The 22,682-nt window shown below is 63.4% G+C and carries 23 protein-coding genes; 11 read left to right on the top strand and 12 right to left on the bottom strand.

Annotated elements, in window-relative coordinates:
• Positions 1-13 precede the first annotated feature (13 nt).
• Positions 14-565, bottom strand: coding sequence for a TetR/AcrR family transcriptional regulator (locus ABWI03_RS20230; protein ID WP_095970519.1), 552 nt, complete (start codon positions 563-565; stop codon positions 14-16).
• Between the two features lie 124 nt (positions 566-689).
• Between ABWI03_RS20230 and ABWI03_RS20235 the strand changes: the two genes are divergently transcribed.
• The 3 genes from ABWI03_RS20235 (at position 690) to ABWI03_RS20245 (ending at position 3,873) form a co-directional block, all read left to right on the top strand.
• Positions 690-1,706 (top strand): iron-siderophore ABC transporter substrate-binding protein, encoded by a 1,017-nt coding sequence (locus ABWI03_RS20235; RefSeq protein WP_124569723.1) that lies wholly within the window; start codon positions 690-692, stop codon positions 1,704-1,706.
• A gap of 40 nt (positions 1,707-1,746) precedes the next feature.
• Positions 1,747-2,217 carry an SRPBCC family protein gene (locus tag ABWI03_RS20240; protein ID WP_298781510.1) on the top strand — a complete coding sequence of 157 codons (471 nt, stop codon included), beginning with the start codon at positions 1,747-1,749 and terminating at the stop codon, positions 2,215-2,217.
• 213 nt (positions 2,218-2,430) lie between these two features.
• Entirely contained in the window at positions 2,431-3,873 is a 1,443-nt protein-coding gene (locus tag ABWI03_RS20245; protein WP_124569724.1) for a sugar porter family MFS transporter, read from the top strand.
• Between the two features lie 88 nt (positions 3,874-3,961).
• Here ABWI03_RS20245 and dxs read toward each other — a convergent pair whose 3' ends face one another.
• Positions 3,962-5,908, bottom strand: coding sequence for a 1-deoxy-D-xylulose-5-phosphate synthase (gene dxs, locus ABWI03_RS20250; protein ID WP_296553626.1), 1,947 nt, complete (start codon positions 5,906-5,908; stop codon positions 3,962-3,964).
• A gap of 252 nt (positions 5,909-6,160) precedes the next feature.
• Between dxs and glsA the strand changes: the two genes are divergently transcribed.
• Both glsA and ABWI03_RS20260 read left to right on the top strand, forming a co-directional pair.
• Positions 6,161-7,987, top strand: coding sequence for a glutaminase A (gene glsA / locus ABWI03_RS20255; RefSeq protein ID WP_095970523.1), 1,827 nt, complete (start codon positions 6,161-6,163; stop codon positions 7,985-7,987).
• Positions 7,988-7,996: 9 nt separating this feature from the next.
• Positions 7,997-8,662 carry an SIMPL domain-containing protein gene (locus ABWI03_RS20260; RefSeq protein WP_298781507.1) on the top strand — a complete coding sequence of 222 codons (666 nt, stop codon included), beginning with the start codon at positions 7,997-7,999 and terminating at the stop codon, positions 8,660-8,662.
• Between the two features lie 51 nt (positions 8,663-8,713).
• On the opposite strand, the gene ABWI03_RS20265 is transcribed toward ABWI03_RS20260, so the two are convergent.
• The 4 genes from ABWI03_RS20265 to ABWI03_RS20280 form a co-directional block, all read right to left on the bottom strand.
• Positions 8,714-10,348: an MDR family MFS transporter gene (locus ABWI03_RS20265; RefSeq protein WP_185564972.1), complete on the bottom strand. Its 1,635-nt coding sequence runs from the start codon at positions 10,346-10,348 to the stop codon at positions 8,714-8,716.
• Between the two features lie 5 nt (positions 10,349-10,353).
• Positions 10,354-10,842, bottom strand: coding sequence for a MarR family winged helix-turn-helix transcriptional regulator (locus tag ABWI03_RS20270; protein ID WP_095970526.1), 489 nt, complete (start codon positions 10,840-10,842; stop codon positions 10,354-10,356).
• A 154-nt stretch (positions 10,843-10,996) separates the two neighbouring features.
• Positions 10,997-12,265, bottom strand: a complete 1,269-nt coding sequence (locus ABWI03_RS20275; protein ID WP_298781503.1) for a class I SAM-dependent RNA methyltransferase — start codon at positions 12,263-12,265, stop codon at positions 10,997-10,999.
• Positions 12,266-12,313: 48 nt separating this feature from the next.
• Positions 12,314-14,308: an APC family permease gene (locus ABWI03_RS20280; protein ID WP_095970528.1), complete on the bottom strand. Its 1,995-nt coding sequence runs from the start codon at positions 14,306-14,308 to the stop codon at positions 12,314-12,316.
• A gap of 171 nt (positions 14,309-14,479) precedes the next feature.
• Between ABWI03_RS20280 and ABWI03_RS20285 the strand changes: the two genes are divergently transcribed.
• The 3 genes from ABWI03_RS20285 to ABWI03_RS20295 all read left to right on the top strand — a co-directional run bounded on the left by ABWI03_RS20285 (position 14,480) and on the right by ABWI03_RS20295 (position 16,218).
• Complete coding sequence (locus tag ABWI03_RS20285; RefSeq protein ID WP_095970529.1) at positions 14,480-15,145, top strand: potassium channel family protein; 666 nt, start codon at positions 14,480-14,482, stop codon at positions 15,143-15,145.
• A gap of 86 nt (positions 15,146-15,231) precedes the next feature.
• Positions 15,232-15,894: a potassium channel family protein gene (locus ABWI03_RS20290; RefSeq protein ID WP_003942632.1), complete on the top strand. Its 663-nt coding sequence runs from the start codon at positions 15,232-15,234 to the stop codon at positions 15,892-15,894.
• Positions 15,895-15,924: 30 nt separating this feature from the next.
• The gene (locus ABWI03_RS20295; protein WP_095970530.1) at positions 15,925-16,218 is read left to right on the top strand and encodes a GNAT family N-acetyltransferase; all 294 of its coding nucleotides are present in this window, start codon (positions 15,925-15,927) and stop codon (positions 16,216-16,218) included.
• Here the strand turns inward: ABWI03_RS20295 and ABWI03_RS20300 are convergent.
• Together ABWI03_RS20300 and ABWI03_RS20305 are read right to left on the bottom strand one after the other, a co-directional pair.
• Entirely contained in the window at positions 16,211-16,924 is a 714-nt protein-coding gene (locus ABWI03_RS20300; RefSeq protein ID WP_095970531.1) for a DUF3159 domain-containing protein, read from the bottom strand. The two genes, ABWI03_RS20295 and ABWI03_RS20300, sit on opposite strands and share 8 nt — an antisense overlap.
• 52 nt (positions 16,925-16,976) lie before the next feature.
• Complete coding sequence (locus tag ABWI03_RS20305; protein WP_003942613.1) at positions 16,977-17,351, bottom strand: OB-fold nucleic acid binding domain-containing protein; 375 nt, start codon at positions 17,349-17,351, stop codon at positions 16,977-16,979.
• Between the two features lie 138 nt (positions 17,352-17,489).
• On the opposite strand from ABWI03_RS20305, the gene ABWI03_RS20310 reads away from it, so the two are divergent.
• Entirely contained in the window at positions 17,490-18,215 is a 726-nt protein-coding gene (locus ABWI03_RS20310) for an alpha/beta fold hydrolase (RefSeq protein WP_200315051.1), read from the top strand.
• An 11-nt stretch (positions 18,216-18,226) separates the two neighbouring features.
• Here ABWI03_RS20310 and ABWI03_RS20315 read toward each other — a convergent pair whose 3' ends face one another.
• Both ABWI03_RS20315 and dut read right to left on the bottom strand, forming a co-directional pair.
• Positions 18,227-19,057, bottom strand: coding sequence for a DUF3710 domain-containing protein (locus ABWI03_RS20315; protein ID WP_298781495.1), 831 nt, complete (start codon positions 19,055-19,057; stop codon positions 18,227-18,229).
• A 3-nt stretch (positions 19,058-19,060) separates the two neighbouring features.
• Positions 19,061-19,555: a dUTP diphosphatase gene (gene dut, locus ABWI03_RS20320; RefSeq protein WP_003942635.1), complete on the bottom strand. Its 495-nt coding sequence runs from the start codon at positions 19,553-19,555 to the stop codon at positions 19,061-19,063.
• A gap of 41 nt (positions 19,556-19,596) precedes the next feature.
• Here dut and ABWI03_RS20325 point away from each other — a divergent pair, with 41 nt between their 5' ends.
• A complete protein-coding gene (locus ABWI03_RS20325) occupies positions 19,597-20,094 on the top strand; it encodes a DUF3093 domain-containing protein (protein ID WP_075833062.1) in 498 nt (165 codons plus the stop codon).
• A gap of 80 nt (positions 20,095-20,174) precedes the next feature.
• Here ABWI03_RS20325 and ABWI03_RS20330 read toward each other — a convergent pair whose 3' ends face one another.
• On the bottom strand, positions 20,175-20,477 hold the full coding sequence (locus tag ABWI03_RS20330) for a DUF4193 domain-containing protein (RefSeq protein WP_003942593.1): 303 nt from the start codon (positions 20,475-20,477) through the stop codon (positions 20,175-20,177).
• A gap of 533 nt (positions 20,478-21,010) precedes the next feature.
• Here ABWI03_RS20330 and cei point away from each other — a divergent pair.
• Positions 21,011-21,694: an envelope integrity protein Cei gene (cei, locus tag ABWI03_RS20335; protein WP_003942618.1), complete on the top strand. Its 684-nt coding sequence runs from the start codon at positions 21,011-21,013 to the stop codon at positions 21,692-21,694.
• A gap of 6 nt (positions 21,695-21,700) precedes the next feature.
• Here cei and ABWI03_RS20340 read toward each other — a convergent pair whose 3' ends face one another.
• A complete protein-coding gene (locus ABWI03_RS20340) occupies positions 21,701-22,579 on the bottom strand; it encodes an inositol monophosphatase family protein (protein WP_298781489.1) in 879 nt (292 codons plus the stop codon).
• Between the last annotated feature and the right edge of the window lie 103 nt (positions 22,580-22,682).

A 22,682-nucleotide genomic window follows, 5' to 3' on the forward strand; every position in this document is an offset into this window, starting at 1 on the left:
AGTAGGCGAGGAACTACGAGGTCGACCGAATTGCGGGCCCGAGCCACCGCGCGAGAAAGGCGCGCAGGGAGTCGTCGGAATGGACGAGTTCACTGTCGAAGGCGACAACCGAAAGTCCGAGACGCACGGCAATTTCCACTATCTCGTCGAGTTCCACGTCCGTGGCGAGACCACGTTCGACCATCGGAGTGAGCATCTGAGTAGCGAAAGGTATTGCTCGACTCATCATTTCGACGTCGAAGACGGGGTTTCCCCGTTCTGCGAGAAGCAGTGTCGCCAGAACCGGGTGAGCACGCACGGCAGTTCGCGCGGCAACGATGAATTCGACGACATAGTCACACGCCGTGTCGACCGACTCCACCTGTGCCGTGATCTCCCCGAGCACCTCGATGGCAAGACCGCCCATCGCCTGGGAGACGACCTCTTCTCGCGTTCCGAAAATCGAGTACACCGTCTGACGCGAGACACCGGCCGCGGTGGCAACCGCGGCAATGTTCACAGCCTCGAATCCGCCGCCTTCGATCAGTCCGAGAGCGGCGGCGAGAATCTTTTGCTGTGATCGCACCGGGACAGTATCGCCCACCGAAACGGGGGCCCGCGAAACCCGGCCCACATCTCACCCCCACCTGCATAAACAGCGCACTCGGTTTCGTTTGGCTGCCGAAAATCAGTAGGTTAGGCTGCCCTTCATGAAAACTTCTGTTCGAGGCTTTGCCGCCCTCGGTGCCGCTGCAATTGCAGTCACCGCCCTTGTCTCGTGCTCCTCGGATACGGACACCTCGACGACCGCACAAGGTACGGACGGATTCCCCGTCAGTATCGAGAACACCTTCGGCACCACGACCATCGAATCGAAGCCCGAGCGCCTCGTCACTCTCGGATGGAACGCGCAGGACATCCTGTACGCACTCGATCTGACTCCGGTCGGACAGCCCAAGTACACCTACGGTGCGGACGACAACGGCGTGATGCCCTGGGCGCAGGACTACTTCGACGCGGACAAGACCACGCTCTTCGACATGCCGGCCAGCGGAGAACCGCCGATCGAGTCCATCGCGTCGTTGACACCCGACGTCATCCTCGCGCCGTACGAGGGCTTCGAGGAATCCGTCTACAACCAACTGAGCAAGATCGCACCGACGGCCGCCTACCCCGGCGCTGCCTGGCAGACATCCTGGCAGGACCAGACCCGCATCGTCGGCGAGGCAGTCGGCAAGAGCGAAGAGGCCGACAAGCTCGTCGACGGCCTCGACGCTACTCTCGCCGATACCGCCGCAGCCCACCCGGAGTTCGCGGGGAAGACGTTGGCAGTGGTCAACTTCGACACCGACTCGAGCAACATCAACGTCTACCTGCCCACCGATCCGCGCGTCCAGGTGCTGACCGAACTCGGGTTCGTCAACGCACCAGGCGTCGAGAAGCTCGCCGCGGACAACGCAGGCGGATCGTTCTTCAAGACGATCTCCTACGAGAACATCGCCGACATCGACGCCGATGTGATCGTCGGCTTCACCGACGGTTCCGGTGATCCGTCCGGCATACCCGCAGTCGGTGGACTCGACGCGGTCAAGCGCGGATCCACCGCATTCCTCAGCGACACCCGCGTCATCGGCGGACTGAGCAACGTCAACGTCCTGAGCACGCCGTGGGTCCTCGGCCAGATCACACCGACCTTGAGCGAAGCCGCGAAGCGCGCAACCACCTAGAAAAGATGCAGTGTCGGTCACGGTCTTTATGCTCACCCGCATGGCTGAACTTTCGATCTCCGTAACCAGGCACGTCAAAGCACCGGCAGAGACCGTGTGGCAGGTCCTCACGGACCTCGACAATGCTGCCGAGACCCTCTCCGGCGTGATCCGTATCGAACGGCTCGCCGGAGAGGGCTACGCCGTCGGCACCAAGTGGCGTGAGACTCGGAAGATGATGGGCAAGGAAGCAACCGAGGACATGTGGGTGACCGAAGTCGACGCTCCTACCCGCACGGTCGTCAAAGCCAACTCCCACGGCATGAACTACACGAGTGGGTTCACTCTGAAGCCTGACGCCGCAGGGACGATCCTCGAGATGCACTTCTCCGGTGAATCCGAATCCACGTCACGTATCTCGAAGATCTTCACAGCAGTATTCGGTCGATTGGGCGCGCGGGTGACCGGGAAATTCATGGCAAAGGATCTCGAGGACATCGCGGCCAGAGCCGAGCGTCTCGCGGGCGAATAAACCCATCTCACCTGCGCCTGCCTGATTGTCTGCATAGTCACTGCAATCAATACCGCATCTCTGAGTCGGCCTGATTCGACGCGAGAATGGACTCAGCTGGATAACGGCGCGTGAGTCCCCGCCAAATCTCCTCCGGTGGGCGTAGCGTGCAGAGTGCTCGCGGATGGATCGGCGCATCGGGGTGTCGACCGTAGGGCCTTTGAGGGGGCAGGAATGGCATTCAGCGGAACCGCCTCCGGCGGTGGATCCGGCGCTACTCGCGCCGACGTCGGACACGCAGTGCTCTTCGCCGGCGCCGCCGCGCTCGGCGGTTTTCTGTTCGGATACGACACCGCCGTCATCAACGGGGCAGTCGGTGCGATCCGAGACAAGTACGACATCGGCGCCTCGGGCACCGGGCTCACGGTCTCACTGACTCTGCTCGGCGCAGCACTCGGCGCCTGGATCGCAGGCACACTCGCAGACCGACTCGGCCGCATCCGCGTCATGCAGATAGCTGCGGTGCTGTTCATCATCGGCGCCGTCGGTTCCGCAATTCCGTTCAGCGTCTACGACCTCACGTTCTGGCGCGTGGTCGGCGGCCTGGCCGTGGGTTTCGCATCAGTTATCGCCCCGGCATACATCGCGGAGATCTCCCCCGCCGCGATTCGAGGACGCCTCGGCTCGATGTACCAGTTGGCGATCGTCCTCGGAATCGCCGTGTCGCAGTTGGTCAACTATGCCCTCCAAGCAGCGGCCGGCGGTGATCGCAATCAGATCGCGGGCCTCGAAGCCTGGCAGTGGATGCTGATGCTCGAGGCTGTTCCCGCAGTCCTGTACCTGATCATGACAACCACGATTCCGGAGTCTCCGCGATTCCTCGTGGCGCAGGGCAAGGACGATCGAGCTCGCAAGATCATCTCCGACCTCGAAGGCGGAGATCACGACGCCGTCACCGAACGGATGAACGAGATTCGTGAATCACTGACGGAGAAGCAGGCCAAGACCACAGTCCGCCAACTCTTCTCGAAGCGGCTCGGCGTCTCGCATCTGGTGTGGGTCGGCATCGCGTTGGCTGCACTGCAGCAGTTGGTCGGCATCAACGTGATCTTCTACTACTCGAGCACGCTCTGGCAGGCAGTCGGATTCGGGGCCGATCGCTCGCTGCTCATCAGTGTCGTGAGCGCTCTGGTCAACATCGTCGGCACGTTCGTGGCCATCGCCGTCATCGACCGGGTCGGGCGAAAGCCGCTGTTGCTGGTCGGTTCTGCCGGTATGGCCATCTCACTGGGTACCGCAGCCTTCTGTTTCCATTCGGCAACAGTGACGAAGAACGAGATCGGCGAATCCGTGGCCACGCTGACCGGGGCCAACGCCACGATCGCACTCATCGGAGCCAACGCATTCGTCTTCTTCTTCGCTCTGTCCTGGGGCCCGGTGGTCTGGGTGTTGATCTCCGAAATGTTCCCCAACCGCGTGCGTGCTGCAGCGGTGGGAATTGCGACCGCCACCAACTGGGTCGCGAACTTCCTGGTGTCCTGGACATTCCCGGCCCTGGCCGATTGGAATCTGTCCTACACCTACGCCGGATACGCCGTCATGGCGCTACTGTCGCTGTTCGTCGTCCTGAGGTTCGTGAAGGAAACGCGAGGCAGCACGCTCGAATCCGTCCAGTAGCGAGATCTCACGGTTTCACACCGAAAAGCGGTGGCCCTCGGATTGATCCGAGGGCCACCGCTTTTCGAGATTATTGCGAGACGAGCTGTCAGCCTTGCGCGACTTCACCCTGAGCCGACGCCGAGGACGCGTCTTCCTGGACGTGGACGCCGACGCTGCCCATCCCCGCCACCCAGCCGGTGATCTTGCGCGAGAGATCCTGAGCCGTGAGTCCGAGTTCCTTGTGGATGGCTTCGCGGCTGGCGTGATCGAGGAATTGCTGGGGAACGCCCATGTCACGGCAGGACGTGTGCACGCCGGCGGCACGCATCGCAGCCGAGACCGTCGAACCGATGCCGCCGTGCAGACCGCCGTCTTCGATGGTGACCACGAGCGCGTACTTGTCCGCCATCTTCACCAGCGAATCCGCGACCGGCAGAACCCACCGCGGATCGACGACGGCAACCGAGATGCCCTGCTTGTCGAGGCGCTCGGCAATCTCGAGCGCCAAGGATGCAAACGGGCCCACCGCGACGAGGAGCACGTCGCCGCGCTCACCCTCGCTGGCCTTGAGAACGTCGACCATTCCGTCGAGTCGCTTCACTGCCGGAATAGCTTCGGGTACAGCACCCTTCGGGAACCGTACGACCGTCGGGCCGTCGTCGACGAGAAGCGCCTCGTCCAGTTCTTCGCGCAGCGTGTCTGCGTCACGCGGTGCCGCGACGCGGACCCCGGGAATGATTCCGAGGAGCGAAAGATCCCAGACGCCGTTGTGGCTGGCGCCGTCGACTCCGGTGACCCCGGCGCGGTCGAGCACGACCGTCACCGGTTGCTTGAGCAGAGCGACGTCCATCAACAACTGATCGAAAGCTCGATTGAGGAACGTCGAGTAGATAGCGACGACGGGGTGAAGTCCGCCCAACGCCAGGCCGGCGGCCGAGGTCATCGCATGCTGCTCGGCGATCCCGACGTCGAACATCCGATCGGGGAACTTCTCACCGAAGGCCGCGAGTCCAGTGGGCCCGGCCATGGCCGCGGTGATGGCGACGATGTCCTCACGACGCGAAGCCTGCTCGATCAATGCGGCCGAGAAGACCGACGTCCAGTCCGGCGCCGACGACTTGGTGCCGCGACCGGTGACGGGATCGATGACGCCGGTGGCGTGCATCTGATCGGCCACGTCGTTCTCGGCGTGTGCATAACCATTGCCCTTGCGCGTGACGGCGTGAACGATGACCGGCCCGCCGTAAGCCTTCGCTCGGCGCAACGCCGATTCCATGGCGGCTTCGTCGTGTCCGTCCACCGGTCCGAGGTACTTGATACCCAGATCGGTGAACATGACCTGAGGGCTGACCGCGTCCTTGAGACCGGCCTTCATTCCGTGCAGAACGGAGTACGCGGTGCGCCCGACCCAGGGCAGTCTCTTGACCAGGCGTCGGCCGCTGTCGAGCGCGCGCTCGTAACTCGGTGCGGTCCGCAGTGCCGAGAGATGGTCGGCGAGCCCGCCGATGGTCGGCGCGTACGAGCGACCGTTGTCGTTGACGACGATCACCACCGAACGGTCCTTGCCGGCCGCAATGTTGTTGAGGGCTTCCCAACACATTCCGCCGGTCAGCGCGCCGTCACCGACGACGGCGACAACGTGGCGATTCTGACCCGTCAACGCGAAGGCCTTGGCGAGTCCGTCGGCATAGGACAGAGCGGCGGAAGCGTGAGAGGACTCGACCCAGTCGTGTTCGCTCTCGGCGCGGCACGGATATCCGGACAGTCCGCCCTGCTTACGCAAGGTGTCGAACTGATCCTGACGGCCGGTGAGGATCTTGTGCACATAGGCCTGATGGCCCGTGTCGAAGATGATCGCGTCCTGCGGCGAGTCGAAAATTCGGTGCAGTGCGAGGGTCAACTCCACGACGCCCAAGTTGGGCCCGAGGTGACCACCGGTCGCAGCGACCTTCAGCACGAGGAACTCACGAATCTCGTCGGCCAACTCCGTCATCTCGGCGTGGCTCAACTGACGTAGATCGTCAGGACCCTGAATGCGGGCAAGAACACCCAACGAGATCGCTCCCTCCGTGCTTCACAGCTGCACCGGTGCGCGCCGCGGCTGTCTTCGCGACAGTGCTGCCAGTCTACGGAGCGTTCCGGCGAACCGACACGCGGACTCGGCCCGATTCCGGTGTGACTTCGCGTAACAGCGAAATCCCACGGATCGCTCGTGATCGCAATCACAGACAAATGGGATCCGTCGCAATCGACTCGACAACTCTTGTTCCACAAAACGACCGCCATGTCAGCTTAAGGTCGACGTATGGGAACTGTGGTCGACGACCTGATAACGCGAGTGTTCGACGAAGTCCGATCACTCGACGAGGGCGAGTTGGCCGACTACATCCCCGAACTCGCGGCGGTCGCCCCCGATTCGTTCGGAATCTGCATCGCCACCGTCGACGGTTACGTCTACGAGATCGGTGACTCGCGAATCCCGTTCACCATTCAGTCGATCTCGAAACCCTTCACCTACGCCTTGGCTCTCGCCGATCGGGGAAGCGAGGCGGTTGCCGCGAAAATCGACGTCGAGCCATCCGGCGAGCCGTTCAACGAAATCAGCCTCGACCCGCTCACCGAACGGCCACGAAACCCCATGATCAATGCGGGGGCGATCACCGCTGCATCACTGGTTGCCGGCCCGAATCCCGAGGCCCGCTTCGAGCGCATCCGCTCGGCGTACTCGAGGTACGCAGGCCGCGAGCTGGCATTCAACGAGTCGGTCTACACCTCCGAGGCGCGCACCGGTCACCGCAACCGCGCGATCGGACACATGCTGCGATCGTTCGACGTCATCACCGGCAATCCAGACGAGGCCGTCGACCTGTACTTCCGTCAATGCTCGATCGACGTGACCTGCCGCGATCTGAGTCTGATGGCTGCGACGATGGCGAACAACGGTGTCAATCCGCTCACCCACGAGCGTGCGCTGGCTCCCGCGGGCGTCGAACAGGTCCTCAGTGTCATGGCAACCTGCGGAATGTACGACGGCGCCGGAAAGTGGCTGGTAGAGGTCGGATTACCGGCCAAGAGCGGCGTCGGCGGCGGAGTCCTGGCCGTTCTGCCGGGCCAGATCGGCATCGCGGTGTACTCCCCCCGGCTCGACGTTCACGGAAACAGCGTTCGCGGAGTTGCTTCCGCCCGGGCACTGTCGAAGGAACTCGAACTGCACTTCCTCCACGTGACGCGGGCGTCACGCTCCTCGATCCGAGCCAGATACAGCGTCATCGAAGCGCCGTCGCGAGTACGACGCACCCCGACCGAACAGGCTGTGCTCGACGACGTCGGCAAGCGCAGCCGAGTCTACGAACTGCACGGCGACCTCCTCTTCACCGGTGCCGAATCGGCGGTCCGCGAAATCGGCTCGGTGGACGAAGGTCTCGAAGTTGTCGTCATCGACGTCCGCCGCGTCGACGACGCGAGCGACGTCGCGGTGCGGATGATCACTGCGCTGCAGGTTCAGCTGGCCGAACAAGCCTGCGCAGTGGCGGTCGTCGATCCGCAAGGACTACTGGGACAACGGAGTTCGAGCATCGACCCCGCCAGAAGAAGTGGTCGGGTTTTTGCGGACCTCGATTCCGCCATGCAGTGGTGCGAAGACACGTTGCTCGCGGTGCATTGTGAAGCCGATCGGCAGGCGTCGACGATCTCGATCGAGGACCACCCTGTTCTCGATGCTCTGTCCGCGGCACAGATCGAGGGATTCTCGGCCGAATTGGAGACGCGAACCTATGCCCGCGGTGAGAAGATCGCCCGCCGAGGTGAATCGGCCTCGGGGTTCTACCTGATTCTCAGTGGCCAGGTCAGCACCATGTTCACGGACGCACACGGGGTCGAGCACCGGATCACGACGCTCTCCGCCGGAATGACGTTCGGCGAGATGACGATGTTCCTCGACACCCCCTTCCTCAACGACATTCGCGCCGATTCCACGGTCACCGTGGCCGTCCTGACACCGGAGCGATACGCAGAACTGACCGCGCAGGCACCCGAGTTGAAACTTGCACTGCTCGAACGACTTGCGGCAGGAGCCTACGAGCAACTGGACCTGATGTTGCGGAGTGTCATATCCGCCGGACGAATCGGATAGGAAGTACACATGCCGACCACCGCCCTCACCTCGGAGCCGTCCACTGTCACGGTCACCGGAACCGCCACTGCTACAGCTGTTCCCGACATCGTGCGGCTGACGATCGGAGTATCGGTGACACAGACAGCCGTTTCCGACGCTTTCGACGCCGTCGCGCGGCTGTCCAGCGCTCTGACCGAGACCCTGCACTCGCGCGGCGTACGCGGAGCGGACCTCACCACCGCCGGACTGAGCGTCCATCCGCAAACTCATTGGAGTGACGGAGGCCGCCAGGAGACAACGGGATTCACGGCCTCGACAACTTTTCGAGTCGTCCTGCGAGAACTGGAGCCGGCAGCGGCGAACTCACCTGCAGCCGTCATCGCAGCATGTGTATCGGTGGGCGGCGATGCGATCCGGCTGGACGGACTGGAGTTCGATCTCGACGATCGCAGCGATCTGGCGACAAGAGCACGCGAGTTGGCGTGGACGGCAGCCGAATCGAAGGCCAGGCAGTTCGCAGACCTCGCAGACAAAGATCTGGTCGAAGTCCTCGAGGTGCTCGAGGACTTCGACCAGATCGCGCCGATGCGCGGGCGTGTCGCGGCGATGAAAGCGAATTCCGCCCCGCTAGCCGTCGAACGCGGCGAGATCGAAGAATCGATCTCGGTCCGCGTTCGATGGGCTATGGCGTGACAGAAGTAATTCAGAAGACGCAGCCGGCAGTAGACCAGCCGGGCATGCGGATCAGCGAGTGAGGTTCTTCTCTTCGCGCTCTTCCTCGAACTTCTGCTCTGCGTCGGGGGTTGCCAGGTCGATCGTGGTGCGCAGCGGACGGTTCGGAATGAAGATGACCGACACGAGCGTGACCACCGCGACTACGGCTGCGACCAGGAAGATCCGTCCTGTTGCGTCGCCGTAAGCGAACCGGACGATCTGCGAGACGAAGTCAGGCATGTTGCTCAGATCCAGGCCGTCCTGCAGGCTCTTTCCGGCAACCGCCTGCTGCTCGGGCGGCAAGGTGGACACCGAATCGACTGTCAGTGTCTTGACGCGGGTCGCAAGGATGGACCCGAGCACCGAAACACCGATCGCGCCGCCGAAGGTGCGGAAGAACGCCACGATACTGCTGGCCGCACCGATGTTCTCGACGCTGACCGTGTTCTGCACCGCGAGCACGATGTTCTGCATCAACATGCCGGTACCAAGACCGACGATGGCGATGAAGATTCCGATGGTCCAGAGGCTGGTGGCGTGGTCGATCGTCGACAGCAGTCCGAAACCGACAAGCAGCAGGACTGCGCCGGCGACGATGAAGGGCTTCCACTGGCCGAACTTGGTGATCAACTGTCCCGAGCCGACGGAAGCGACGAGCATACCGGCGACCATCGGGATGGTGAGCAATCCGGCTTCGGTGGGATCGAATCCGCGTGCGGTCTGGAAGTACTGCGTCAGGAAGGTCGTCGCGCCGAAGAGGCCGACACCGACGGCGATCGAGGCGATGATGGCGAGAGCCGTGGTGCGCTCGGTGATGATCTTGATCGGCAGGATCGGATCCTTGACCTTGGATTCGACGAACATCGTCAGGCCGAGCAGGGCCAGACCACCGATGACGAAGAAGGCAGATTCCTTCGAGAACCAGGCGTAGTAGTCGTCCTGGCCGGCAAACGACACCCAGATCAGCAGGACGCTGACACCGGCGGTGAGCAGGGTGGCGCCCATCCAGTCGATGGAGACGTTGTCCTTCTTCACGGTCTCGACGTGCAGTGTGCGCTGAAGCAGGAACAGTGCGATGACTGCCAACGGGACACACACGTAGAAGCACCAGCGCCAGCCGGCAGTGTCCACGAGTACGCCGCCGAGGATCGGTCCGCCGGACATCGAGACGGCCATGGCCGCACCCATGTATCCGGAATAGCGACCGCGATCTCGCGGCGGGATGATCGTGCCGATGATGGCGACGACGAGTGCGGTCAGGCCACCCATACCGATGCCCTGGATGACACGTGCACCGAGCAGCAACGGAACGTTGTGTGCCGCGCCGGCGATGACGGAACCGATCACGAAGATGACGATCGCGGTCTGGACCAGGACCTTCTTGTTGTACAGGTCGGCCAGCTTGCCCCAGATCGGCGTCGATGCCGCGGTGGCGAGCAGTGCCGTGGTGATGATCCAGGCGTACTGAGTCTGCGTTCCGTGCAATTCGCCGATGATCGTGGGAAGCGCGGTCGAAACGATGGTGCTGCTGAGCAGCGCGGTGAACAGCGCTGCGATGAGGCCGGTGAGTGCCTCGAGGATTTCGCGGTGAGTCATCGCGGCCGCTTCGCGGGGCGATCCGTCACCTCCGGTACTTGCCCGGGTTTCTCCAACTGTTGCTGCCATGTGCCTTATCTCCCAATACTTTCTACGCCCGTGTGCGGAACTGCCGGTGAGGCCTGCCGATTCGATGCGCCGAACGTCTCGTTGAGACGTTGCAGCGATGTCACTGCGGCCATGGCCTCTTCCTGGCTCCAGTCTTCGAGCATGTTGCGCAAACGCGCCGCACGCCGCTGCGTGGTTTTCCTTAAAACGTCGTGTCCCTCTTCCGATACTCGGATGCGGAACGCCCGTTTGTCAGCCGGATCGGGATTTCTCTCGACATACCCCGCGTCGACCAGATCCGACATTTGTCGGCTGAGCGACGACTGACTGACACACAGATCGACAGCCAATTCGTTCTGTCGGCACTCCCCCCGCGCTGCCAGCATGAACAACACGCTGACCAGTGCAGGCGGCAGCAGGCTGTCTGCGCCGGTGGTGACCGCGGCTCGCAGCGATCTGCCGAACATGAAGATCGTGTCGACGAGCGCCTGGGCCGTCTCCGGCTGTACCGACATTGCCTACCCCTGAATTCGAGTGGCCCGAACGAGCCGTGACTTGAAAACGGAAAACTACTTGCAGAACGAAACTATACGATTAGTTGCGTAATGCAAGCAACTGTTGTGAACGCGAGAAGCGTCACACCCGTTCGGGGAAAGAATTCGGTACGCGTCAGCGTTCGAGGAGCGCGATGCACTCCATGTGGTGAGTCTGCGGGAAGGCGTCGAACGCCCGGAGGCCGCCGATTCCGAAGCCCTGCTCCAGGTAGAGACCGATATCGCGACCGAACGACGCGGGGTCACAGCCGATGTGCACTATCCGCTCGGCGCCGGTTGCGGCGAGCGCTTCGACGACCGGACGACCCGCCCCCGCCCGTGGTGGATCGAGCACGATGACGGCAGGCGATCGCTCCAGATCCGGGAGAACGTTCTCGACTCGTGCACTGTGGAAGCGCACCTGACCGAGATCCGAGAGCGCTTCCCGTCCGTCGGAGACTGCTCGCGCCGAGGATTCGACGGACTCCACGACCCCGGACGGCCCGACAAGGTCGGCGAGCACAGCTGCGAAAACCCCGACTCCGCCGTAGAGATCCCAGGCCGTGTCGTCGGTAGCGGCTCCGGCCCAATCTCCGACCACCTGTGAGTACGCGTTCGCAGCACTGCGATGGGCCTGCCAGAAACCCGTGGCGGACAACGCCCATTCTCGATTGCCGACGCGCTCGATCACTGTGTCCGACCCGATGGCCACGCGGGTCTTTCGCGGACCGCCGCTTGCCGCTCGGCGTGCCATGGCGCCGCGACGCCCCGGAGTCCGTCGTCCCGTCTTGGACACAGCGGGCGCGGCGATTTCCACGACGTGCCGCTCGCCGGTGGCGTCGAGAACGACCTGCAGCTCACTGCCCGGCGTCCATTGCTGGCCGCCGAGACCGTCGTAGGCGCTCTGATCGATCTGAGTGCACCGCAAGTCGGTGACGATCCGGCTGCTGCGGTACGCGTGGTATCCGGCGACGCCGTGCCCGTCCACCGCCAACCGGACTCGCGTGCGCCAACCCGTTCCGTCTCCGGTTCCGGGCAGTTCCTCCACCTCGACGTCCGATTCGACGCGAGCGAGTCGCAGAAGCTGCTCCCGCACGACCGAGGTCTTCATCTCACGTTGGACGCTCAGATCCGCGTGCGAGTAGTCGCAGCAGCCTGCCCCGCCCGGGCCGGAGATCGGGCAGGTCGGATCGATGCGATGCGGAGATGCGTCGAGAACGGCGATAGCGTCGGCGCGGCAGAACGATCCGCCCTTGTCCTCGGTCACCCGGACCAGCGCCCGCTCCCCCGGTAAACCGTGACGGACGAACACGACCCGCCCCTCGTGCCGGGCGACGACGAACCCGCCGTGACCGGGGTTGCCCAGATCGACCTCGAAGGTCTGCCCGGTCCAATTCTCACTCAACGAACTACGCCTGCCATTTCGATGTTGCCGATCATTTCTCGCGGGTGATCATTTCTCGCCGGTGTCGTAACCGCGACGCGTGGCGCCTGCGGTCTTCTCGATGTCGAGCGGCTTCGCCTTGGCCGACGAACTCAGCTGCCACGGAACGCTCGTCACCATCACGCCGGGCTGGAAGAGCAGGCGGCTCTTGAGGCGGAGCGCACTCTGGTTGTGCAGGATCTGCTCCCACCAGTGTCCGACAACGTACTCGGGGATGAACACGGTGACGACGTCACGCGGGGCATCGCGTCGTACACGCTTGACGTAGTCGAGAACCGGCTTGGTGATTTCGCGGTACGGCGATTCGATCACCTTGAGCGGAACCGTCACGTCGCTCTTCTCCCACTCACGCACAAGTGCACGGGTGTCTGGCTCGTCGACGTTGACCGTGATGGCTTCGAGGGTGTCCGGTCGCGTGGCTCGCGCGTAGGCGAGAGCTCGCATGGTCGGCATGTGCAGCTTCGAGACGAGCACGATCGAGTGCGTGCGGCTGGGCAGCACACCGTCCCACTCCTGCTCCTCGAGCTCGGCCGCGACGCTGTCGTAGTGCTTGCGGATCATCTTCATCACGATGAAGATCGCGACCATCGCGACGATGGCGATCCACGCGCCGGCCGCGAACTTGGTGATCAGAACGATGATCAAGACTGTGGCGGTCATTGCCAGACCGATCGAATTGATCACTCGCGAACGCTGCATGCGGGCGCGCTGAGACTTGTCGGTCTCGGACTTCAGATGCCGAGTCCAGTGCTTGATCATGCCGGTCTGGCTGAGCACGAACGAGACGAAGACGCCGACGATGTACAGCTGGATGAGCTTGGTGACCTCGGCCCCGAACACCACGACGAATGCGATAGCGGCACCGGAGAGGAAGAGAATTCCGTTGCTGAACGCCAACCGGTCGCCGCGGGTGTGCAGCTGACGCGGTAGGTACCGATCCTGCGCCAGGATCGATCCGAGTACCGGGAATCCGTTGAACGCGGTGTTTGCGGCCAGAACCAAGATCAGTGCCGTGACGATCGCCATGAAGAAGAATCCGATCGGGAAACCACTGAACACGGCTTCGGCGATCTGCGCGATCAAGGTCTTCTGGTGGTAGCCCTCCGGGGCTCCGACCAGCTGTTCCTGCGGGTTATGGGCGTAGACGATGCCGATCTTCTGAGCCAGGATGATGATGCCCATCAGCAGGACGATGGCGATCGACCCGAGCAGCAGCAAGGTCGTGGCGGCGTTGCGCGACTTCGGCTTCTGGAACGCCGGTACGCCGTTGCTGATGGCCTCGACGCCGGTCAGGGCGGCACAGCCCGAGGAAAATGCGCGAGCTATCAGGAACGCGAAGGCAATTCCGTACAGATGCGAGTCTTCGGCGTTCAGCGTGAACGACGACGATTCCGCGTGCACGTCCTCACCCAGGACGTAGATCCGGAAGAATCCCCACCCGAGCATCAGGAACATACCGACGATGAACGCGTACGTCGGAATCGCGAACGCCGTGCCGGATTCACGGATACCGCGAAGGTTGACCGCGGTCAGCAACACGATCGCGGCGACCGCGAACAGCACCTTGTGCTGCGCGACGAACGGCAGAGCCGAACCGATGTTCGACGCCGCCGACGATATCGACACCGCGACCGTCAGCACGTAGTCGACCATCAGCGCACTACCGACGGTCAGACCGGCGGTCGGGCCCAGGTTGACCGTTGCGACCTCGTAGTCGCCGCCACCGGACGGGTAGGCGTGGACGTTCTGGCGGTAACTCGCCACCACCACAGCCATGACGATGGCTACGGACAATCCGATCCAGGGCGTGTACGCGTACGCGGAAATACCCGCGACGGAGAGAACCAGGAAGATTTCTTCGGGGGCGTACGCGACGGATGACATCGCGTCGGACGCGAAGACCGGTAGTGCAATTCGCTTGGGTAGCAGCGTGTGCCCGAGTTTGTCGCTTCGGAACGGCCGACCGAGCAGGAGCCGCTTGGTAGCGGTCGAGAGCTTAGACACGTGCAAAGCGTAAGCCGTCTCGCCCGATTCGGAGTCATCAGCGCCCCAACTTCACCTTTTGTCGTGACAACCGGCACGCAGGCGACCGTTGTACTTGCTCTTCCCGTGAGGGGCTGTACCGTTCGATTCGGCGTGCAATCGCGCCATGAGGGTCCATGAACGGAGTAGGGCGTGTATGTCGTCATCATGGGGTGCGGTCGGGTGGGTTCGTCCCTCGCCGCATCTCTGACCAGGATCGGACACGAGGTCGCCGTCATCGACCGCGATCAGAGTGCGTTTCTGCGTCTCGATCTCGACTTCCCGGGAACCAAGGTTCTGGGAATGGGGTTCGACCGTGACGTGCTGGTCCGGGCAGGCATCGAGCGCGCGGACGCCTTTGCCGCGGTGTCCTCGGGAGACAATTCCAACATCATCGCAGCACGCGTCGCGCGCGAGACGTTCGGCGTCGAGCGCGTCGTCGCACGTATCTACGACGCCAAGCGTGCCGCCGTCTACGAGCGGCTCGGCATCCCCACGGTCGCCACCGTGCCGTGGTCGACGGATCGTTTCCTGCACACGCTGACCAAGGAAAGCCAGACCGCGAAGTGGCGCGATCCTTCGGGCACCGTTGCCATCACCGAACTTGCCCTGCACGAGGATTGGGCCGGAAAGCCGATCTCCCTCCTCGAGAGCGCGACCAGTTCGCGAGTCGCCTTCGTCATCCGCTTCGGGACCGGCGTTCTCCCCGATCGCAAGACCGTCATCCAAGCCGACGACCAGGTCTACATCGCGGCCGTATCGGGAACCGTCGCCGAAGCTGTCGCGCTGGCCGGCAACCCACCGCCGAGCGACGACTGAGGGAGGCCGCAGATGACTGAACCGCACGCCGTCCCTCACAACAAATCTGCGACTGTGTTGCACTACAACGTGATTGGAAGTTCTCGATGAAGGTCGCCATCGCCGGAGCCGGCGCCGTAGGCCGCTCCATTGCGCGTGAGCTGATTCGAAGCTCACACGACGTCATGCTGATCGAACGCAAGCTCGATCACATCGAACCGGAGTCGGTGCCCGAGGCGAAGTGGGTACATGCGGACGCCTGCGAACTCAGCCGGCTCGAGGACGCGTCGATGGAGTCGTACGAAGTCGTGATCGCCGCGACCGGAGACGACAAGGCCAACCTGGTTCTCAGTCTGCTCGCGAAAACCGAGTTCGGTGTTCGCCGAGTTGTCGCCCGCGTCAACGATCCCCGCAACGAATGGCTCTTCGACGAGTCGTGGGGCGTAGACGTCGCCGTCTCGACACCACGGATGCTCGCTTCGCTCGTCGAAGAAGCCGTCTCCGTCGGTGACCTGGTCAAACTGATGACGCTGCGGCAGGGACAGGCCAACCTCGTCGAGATCACGTTGCCCGACAACACACCGCTCGCCGGCAAGGCCGTCAAGAAACTCGAACTGCCGCGAGATTGCGCACTGGTCACCATTCTGCGTGGCGGACGCGTGATCGTCCCGCAGATGGACGATCCCATCGAAGGCGGGGATGAACTGCTCTTCGTTGCGGCCGTCGACGCCGAGGATCAGTTGCGCGTAGCACTCCGTCTCGAAAACTGACACGAGCACACCGACACGAAAGGGAAACTCATGGCACAGGCACCCGAAAACACCGTAGTCACCGACAATCCAAGCCAGAGCCGGTACGAGATCCATGCTGACGGCGACCTCGCCGGCATCGAGGACTACACCACGTCCGGAGACGTCGTCTCGTTCAACCACACCGAGATCTACCCGGCCTTCGAAGGTTTCGGGTTGGCCGGGGTTCTCGTCCGCCAAGCCTTGGACGACCTACGCGCGCGCGGCCTCAAGGTTCACCCGGTCTGCCCGTACGTCGTGAAGTTTCTCGACAAGCACCCCGAGTACCAGGACCTGATCAGCTGAGATCGCGGTCTTCGCGCGGCTTCGTCGGATTCACCGAGCCCACCTCTTCGGACCCTTCGTCCGTTGTGGTGGGCTCGCTGCCTTCGGGCCCCACAACAGGTTCCGGCTCGACGATGCGATCGGCCTTACGCACCGCCCAGACCGTCACGAGCAGCACCAAACCGGTCAGTGGCCACCCCATACCGATGCGGGCGACTGCGAGCCATCCGGTGTGGTCGGTGTCGTAGAGCTGTGACTGCACGAGATACCGCGCACCGAAGACCAGTGCCCACGCCGCCGTCGCGATGTCGTAGAGGCGGACGGCGGAGCTGTGCTTGCGCCAGAGATTGCCGTGCCCGTTGAGATAGCCCCAGATGATTCCGACGAGTGGCCAGCGCACGAGGATGGAAATCAGGAAGACCGCACCGTAGGCGAGGCTCGTGTAGATACCGAAGAGGAAATATCCCTTGGCATCGCCGGTGCGATAGGCGATGAACGCGGAAACTCCGACTCCGAGAAACCCGGAAATAGCGGGTTGGAGGGAATCCTTGCGAAAGAGTCGCCAGGCCGCGATAGCGACAGCGACGCCCAATGCGGCCCAGATTGCCGCAGTGAGGTTCCAGATGCTGTTGACCGGGACAAAAATCAGAATCGGCAAAGACGAATAGATCAGACCACTCAGCCCGCCGAGTTGGTCTATTACCGATCGCTGTTGTGTTTCAGTCACCTGTCGAGGGTGCCACAGTCACCGAGTTGCACGGTAAATGCGGGAAACGCGCCTATTCGCCGCGCAGTTCGTAGTAAGGGTTGAAGATCGCCTTGCGACCGTCACGCTCGCCCACACGACCGCGGATCAGCAGGGTCTTACCGGTCTCGATACCCGGGATCCGGCGACGCCCGATCCAGACGAGATTGATCACCTCGGTGCCGTCGAAGAACTCGGCCTCGATACTGGCATTTCCCGACTTGGGACACGCGTCGACGCTGCGGAGTCGGCCCACCATCGTGACTTCTTCACCGCGACGACAATCGCACGCCTTCTGACCTCCGGAAGCCTTGTTGGACTCGGCCATTTCCTGGGCGTCCAACTGGTCGACGTCCTCGGTCAGACGCTGGGTCAGTCGACGAAAATATCCTGCGGCGGCGGGTGCCATTGCGCGCTCCTGCGAACATGTGTGACGCAAGGGTTTCGCGTCACGTGAAGGGCTGTGTGATCGCCACTGTAGACCCATTACGAGCGTGTAACCACACCGGTCAGTCCGCGTCTCGGGGGCACCGGGCAAGATCAAAAGATGCAGAACTCAGAATCGGCGACCGTTGCCGTCGTTCTCCCAGGTACAGGCTCTGACGCCCACTTCGCGGACCGCGCATTCCGGGCGCCGCTGGCGGCTCTGGGTGTGCGCATCGTCGCAATTGAACCGGACCCTCGGCGTGTCGTGGACGGCTACCTGGACGCGATGAACAGCGCCGCGGACACGTACGGCCGAATCATCGTCGGAGGGGTCTCGATCGGGGCGGCCGTTGCGCTCCAGTGGGCCGCCGCGAACCCCGATCGAACCGCGAGCGTGTTGGCAGCGCTTCCGGCCTGGATCGGGTCGGCGGACGACGCACCCGCTGCGGCGAGCGCGAAGTTCACCGCAGGGCAACTGCGCTCCGAAGGTTTGGAGGCGGTGATCGCGGCAATGCTCGCGTCGAGTCCGGCATGGCTCGGAGCCGAACTCGAGCGCTCCTGGCGCTCGCAGTGGCCCGATCTCCCGGCAGCACTCGACGAGGCTGCGTCGTACCACTCGCTCGGCGAGAGCGAGCTACGGGCGGTGGGCGTTCCGGTCGGCATTGCGTCAGCGGTGGACGATCCGGTTCATCCCGCGGCGGTAGCGCAAAGCTGGGCGGCGGCACTGCCCCGCGGCGCAGTGGCCACGACGACGCTCGACATGATCGGGCGCGATCCCGCTGTTCTGGGGGCCACCTGCATCAAAGCGCTCGCGGCGATCGAATCCGATACCACCGCGAGCGCCTGAAGAAAACTCTGTTACTGACCCAATTGCTGCATGGCAGAACCGGATTCGCCGCTACGAGGCGGCGGGGTCGGTCGCGCCGGCGGAGCGGGTGGAGCTGCCTGCTGTTGCTGCTGGGCGGCGACCTGCTGCTGCTGAGCTGCCGCCAGCTGCTGCTCGTGTGCGGCGGCCAACTGCTCGGCGAGTACCTGCGGGAGCACGACGGGCAGCGGTGTCCGCACCGGATGCGGCTCCGATCCTCGGTTGACGACGGTGTCGCGCAGGATGTCGCGTGCGATTGCGACCAGCGGGGCGTTCGCGGCTGTGGATCCGCTCGGACCCGCGACGACGCAGCGCACCATCCACCGCGGACCGTCGACGCCGATGAACCGCAGGTCCATGTTGGCCGTCACAGCAGCCAGTTCCCGGCCCCACGGCCCGTTCTCGACGCTCACCGCGGAATTGTCGTCGCGAAGCGACTGCGCGAGCTCAGCCACGACCTCTCGCCACTGACCGGGTGATTTCGGGGCGGCGTAAGCGGCTACGGTGACGCGACCGTGCTCGGTGACCAGGTGCACGGCCTGCGGCGAACCGTTGGGCGCCATCTCGACCTGCAACTGTCCGCCGGTCGGCATCGGCACCAGAACGGATCCGAGATCCAGGCGCTGACCGTCACGGCCTGCCGTCGGATCGTCGGAATCGATCTCCGAGATGTCGTAGGGGCCTTCCGATTCGTCACCGAACTCGTCGCCGGCGGCATCGAGATCGTCGTCGACCTCGTCGACCTCCACCGACTCGTCGTTCTCGTCACCGAAGAAGCTGGTGGGTTCCTCGTCGACGTCTGTCTTCTTCTTGCGTCCGAACATGATTCAGACTCCCTCTCCGACTACCGCGCCAGGCGCATCGGTATCGAGTATCGCGTGACCGCCGCTGGAACCGTAGCCTCCGGTTCCTCTGGTCGTGTCGTCCAGCGACTCGACTTCCTCGAAAACAGGGAGTTCGACTCGTTGAACCACGAGCTGAGCGATTCGGTCACCGCGGCGGATGTCGATGGCTGTGGCCGGATCGAGATTGATCAAGCAGACCTTGAGTTCGCCCCGGTATCCCGCGTCCACGGTTCCGGGCGCATTCACGATCGACAGTCCCGATTTGGCGGCGAGTCCGGAACGCGGATGGATCAACCCGACGGTGCCCACCGGCAACGCGATCGCGATCCCCGTTCCGACCAGTGTTCTATGGCCGGGTTCGATGGTGACGTCGCTGGTGGAGCACAGATCCACACCCGCATCTCCGGGATGCGCACGCTGTGGAACGGGCAGGTCTGGATCCAGTCGCTTCAAGGCGATGGAGAGATGGTCGCTCACGTGGGCCAAGACTACTCGTAGCGACGGACTATCCTTGACAGGTGCCCGAAACATCTCGACCTGACGTCGCCACCACAACGCCCCCGTCCACGACGCTGTACTCCGAGCGCCTGTGGGTGCCGATCTGGTGGTGGATCGCCGGGCTGGCCGTAGCCGGACTCCTCGCGGCCGAGGTCCACATGGGCCGCCCGGGGCTTCTCTCGTACCTGGCCTACGTCGTGCTGCTCCCCATCCCGATCTGGGCGGCATTCTGGCTCAGCCGGATGCGCGTCGAGGTGGTCGAGACAGCAGGGGTGAAAGAACTGCACGTGGGTAGAGCCCACCTGCCGGTCGAACTGATTTCGCGGGCGGCAGCAGTGCCGGCATCCGCGAAGAGTGCGGCGATGGGGCGCCAACTCGATCCGTCGGCGTTCGTCCAACATCGCCCCTGGGTCAAGACAATGGTGTTGATCGTGCTCGACGACCCGGAGGATCCCACGCCGTACTGGTTGGTGAGCACACGTCGTCCCGCTGATCTGCTGGCTGCGCTGGATCGCTGACCAGCGCGGTCACAGCAAAGCAGTACTACCCGACCCTTGGTCGACCCTCGAGCTGACGGGTCGACCACCGGGAAGGGAGATCAGGCAGCGCAGTCCATGCACACGAGCTGTCCGTTGGCATCACTGGCCAGGCGGCTGCGGTGATGAACCAGGAAGCAGCTCGAACATGTGAACTCGTCTGCCTGCTTCGGAACCACTCGAACCGAGAGTTCCTCGCCGGAAAGGTCGGCACCCGGCAGCTCGAAGGACTCCGCGGTGTCCGTCTCGTCGATGTCGACGACGGCTGACTGCGCTTCGTTGCGTCGCGCCTTCAGCTCCTCGAGCGAGTCCTCCGAAACCTCGTCGGACTCTGTACGCCTCGGTGCGTCGTAGTCAGTTGCCATCTCGTCTACCCCATCCTCTTCGTGTATCCCGGTCCCGTGTGCGCCGAGAATCCGGTAGATCCTTGATGCGCATGGAAACCGCCGTGGCATCCAGATCATTCCCTGTCGCTGCATAACGCTGCAGGACTGGAATTAGTGCCCGGAAGTTCCTTCCAAGAACGTGATCTGCGCCTCATTTGGTTGTCATTTCGGCGTCCTGCCGATGCCCAGTTGAACGACCTGGGCCGCCAGACAGTAGCCGACGTGAGCACGAAAGTAGTAACCGAATCGGAAATTTCCGAAAAATGACTGCGAATTGTCACCAAGGCAAGAGCAAGCTGTGACCTTTCGGCGATGTTTTCGGGCCGAATCCGGGTAGAAACAGGCCGGTAATCGGCCAACTGGCGGTGGGCGATCGACAGCAGTTCGACGCGTCGAGCCTCGCTTCGGCTGTGTCGTCACACATGCCCTCTAAGGTAGGCACCGAACGTCATGCCGGCACCGCTCGGCCCGATGGCGAAGTAGAAGTTTCGTCAAGAAAGTCGAGGGATACCGTGGTTTCTCTGATCACCGAAGGCAGCTCTACCGATGACCAGGGACGTCCGTTCCGCCGTCGGCGCGCGTGGCCGGTGATCGCCGTGTTCGCGGTACTCGCATTGATCGGCAGTGTGTTGTGGGTTCGCATCCTGAGCGCCGAGGCCGAAGTCAGTGACACCGTGGCCTGCAACCTCCCGCAGCCTTCCTCCGATCCGTCGGCAGCGGCGCCACTGCCGTTGGGAACCGTCGTCGACCGGTCGAAGCTGCTCGACGTCGACCCCGCTCCCCTGGCGGCCACCAAGGTTCGCGTGTTCAACGCCAACGGTGAACACGGTCAGGCGGCCCAGGTGGCGGCGCAACTGAGCGAATTCGGCTTCTCCAGCGCGCCGGACGTTCAGGTCGGAAACGACCCCGTCTACGTCGACCAGAACATGGAGTGCCAGGGTCAGATCCGTTTCGGAGCGAACGGCCTCGCCGCCGCCAGTTCCGTCTGGCTGGTCGCCCCCTGTGCCGAACTGGTCCAGGACGGTCGCGGCGACGACACAGTCGACCTGGCTCTCGGCACCTACAACAAGGGCGCCCTCACCCCCAACACAGACGCCACCGCGATCCTGCATGCCCTGGCCGAGCAGCCCGCGAACGCCGAAGTCGCCCCGATGGACATCGCGCTGCTCAAAGCGGCCCGCACCGCACGCTGCTGACAAGCCTCAGCTCGGAATCGGCTGATCCGCACCGATCGAACTGAGCATGCGGGCGAACTGCTCGGCAATTGCCGGAGCCACCGCGTAGACGACATCGCCGTCTGCCGAAGTGGAATCGGGCGCCGGGACGTTGATGACAGCGCCCGCTTCGGAAGCGATCAGCGAGCCCGCTGCCCAGTCCCACGGACTCAGTCCGTGCTCGAAGTGGGCGTCGACCCGGCCGGTGGCCACCATGCACAGATCCAAAGCAGCCGAACCGATGCGTCGGATGTCGCGAACCTGCGGCAGGATCTGCCCGATCAACGCGCCCTGCACCTTCCGGCGATCCGCTCCGTAACCGAAACCGGTGGCCAACAGCGCCATTGACAGCTCGGTCACCTCATTGGCGCGTAGGTCGCTGGCGACGCCGTCAGCCGTTGTCATGGTTGCACCGCCGCCCCGATGCGCGGAATACGTTGTTTCCATCGACACGTCAACCACAGCGCCAGCTACCGAGATTCCGTCGATCTGCACGGCCACCGAAATGGCGAACGCGGGGATTCCGTAGAGAAAATTCACCGTGCCGTCGATGGGATCGACGACCCATCGCACTCCCGCGGAATCGTCGGTGTCTCCGCCACCTTCCTCACCCAAGATCGCATCTGCAGGCCGCAATTGCGCCAGAAGATCGCGAATCACCTGCTCGGTTTCGGTGTCGACCACCGTGACGGGATCGGTGGGGGTGCTCTTCGCAGCAACCGAACCACCCTCGGCGGCACCGGAACCCACCAGGCCGAATACCTCGGGCCGACGCAAGCGGACGTGTTCGGCTGCGCGTTCGGCGACGGCTACGGCAACTGCCCGCAAGTGTGCGGGATCCAGAGAATCGGAGGAAAAGTCGGGCAACGTTCTTTCTGAAGGGCGCACCGGACCATCGCAACACATCTCTACCGAGGGGCACCACTCGAACGCCTCGAGTCGCACGCGCCCGGGTCCTTGTTCGGGTTAG

Source organism: Rhodococcus baikonurensis (genome assembly GCF_040489275.1).
In the GTDB taxonomy this organism is placed as follows: domain Bacteria; phylum Actinomycetota; class Actinomycetes; order Mycobacteriales; family Mycobacteriaceae; genus Rhodococcus_F; species Rhodococcus_F baikonurensis.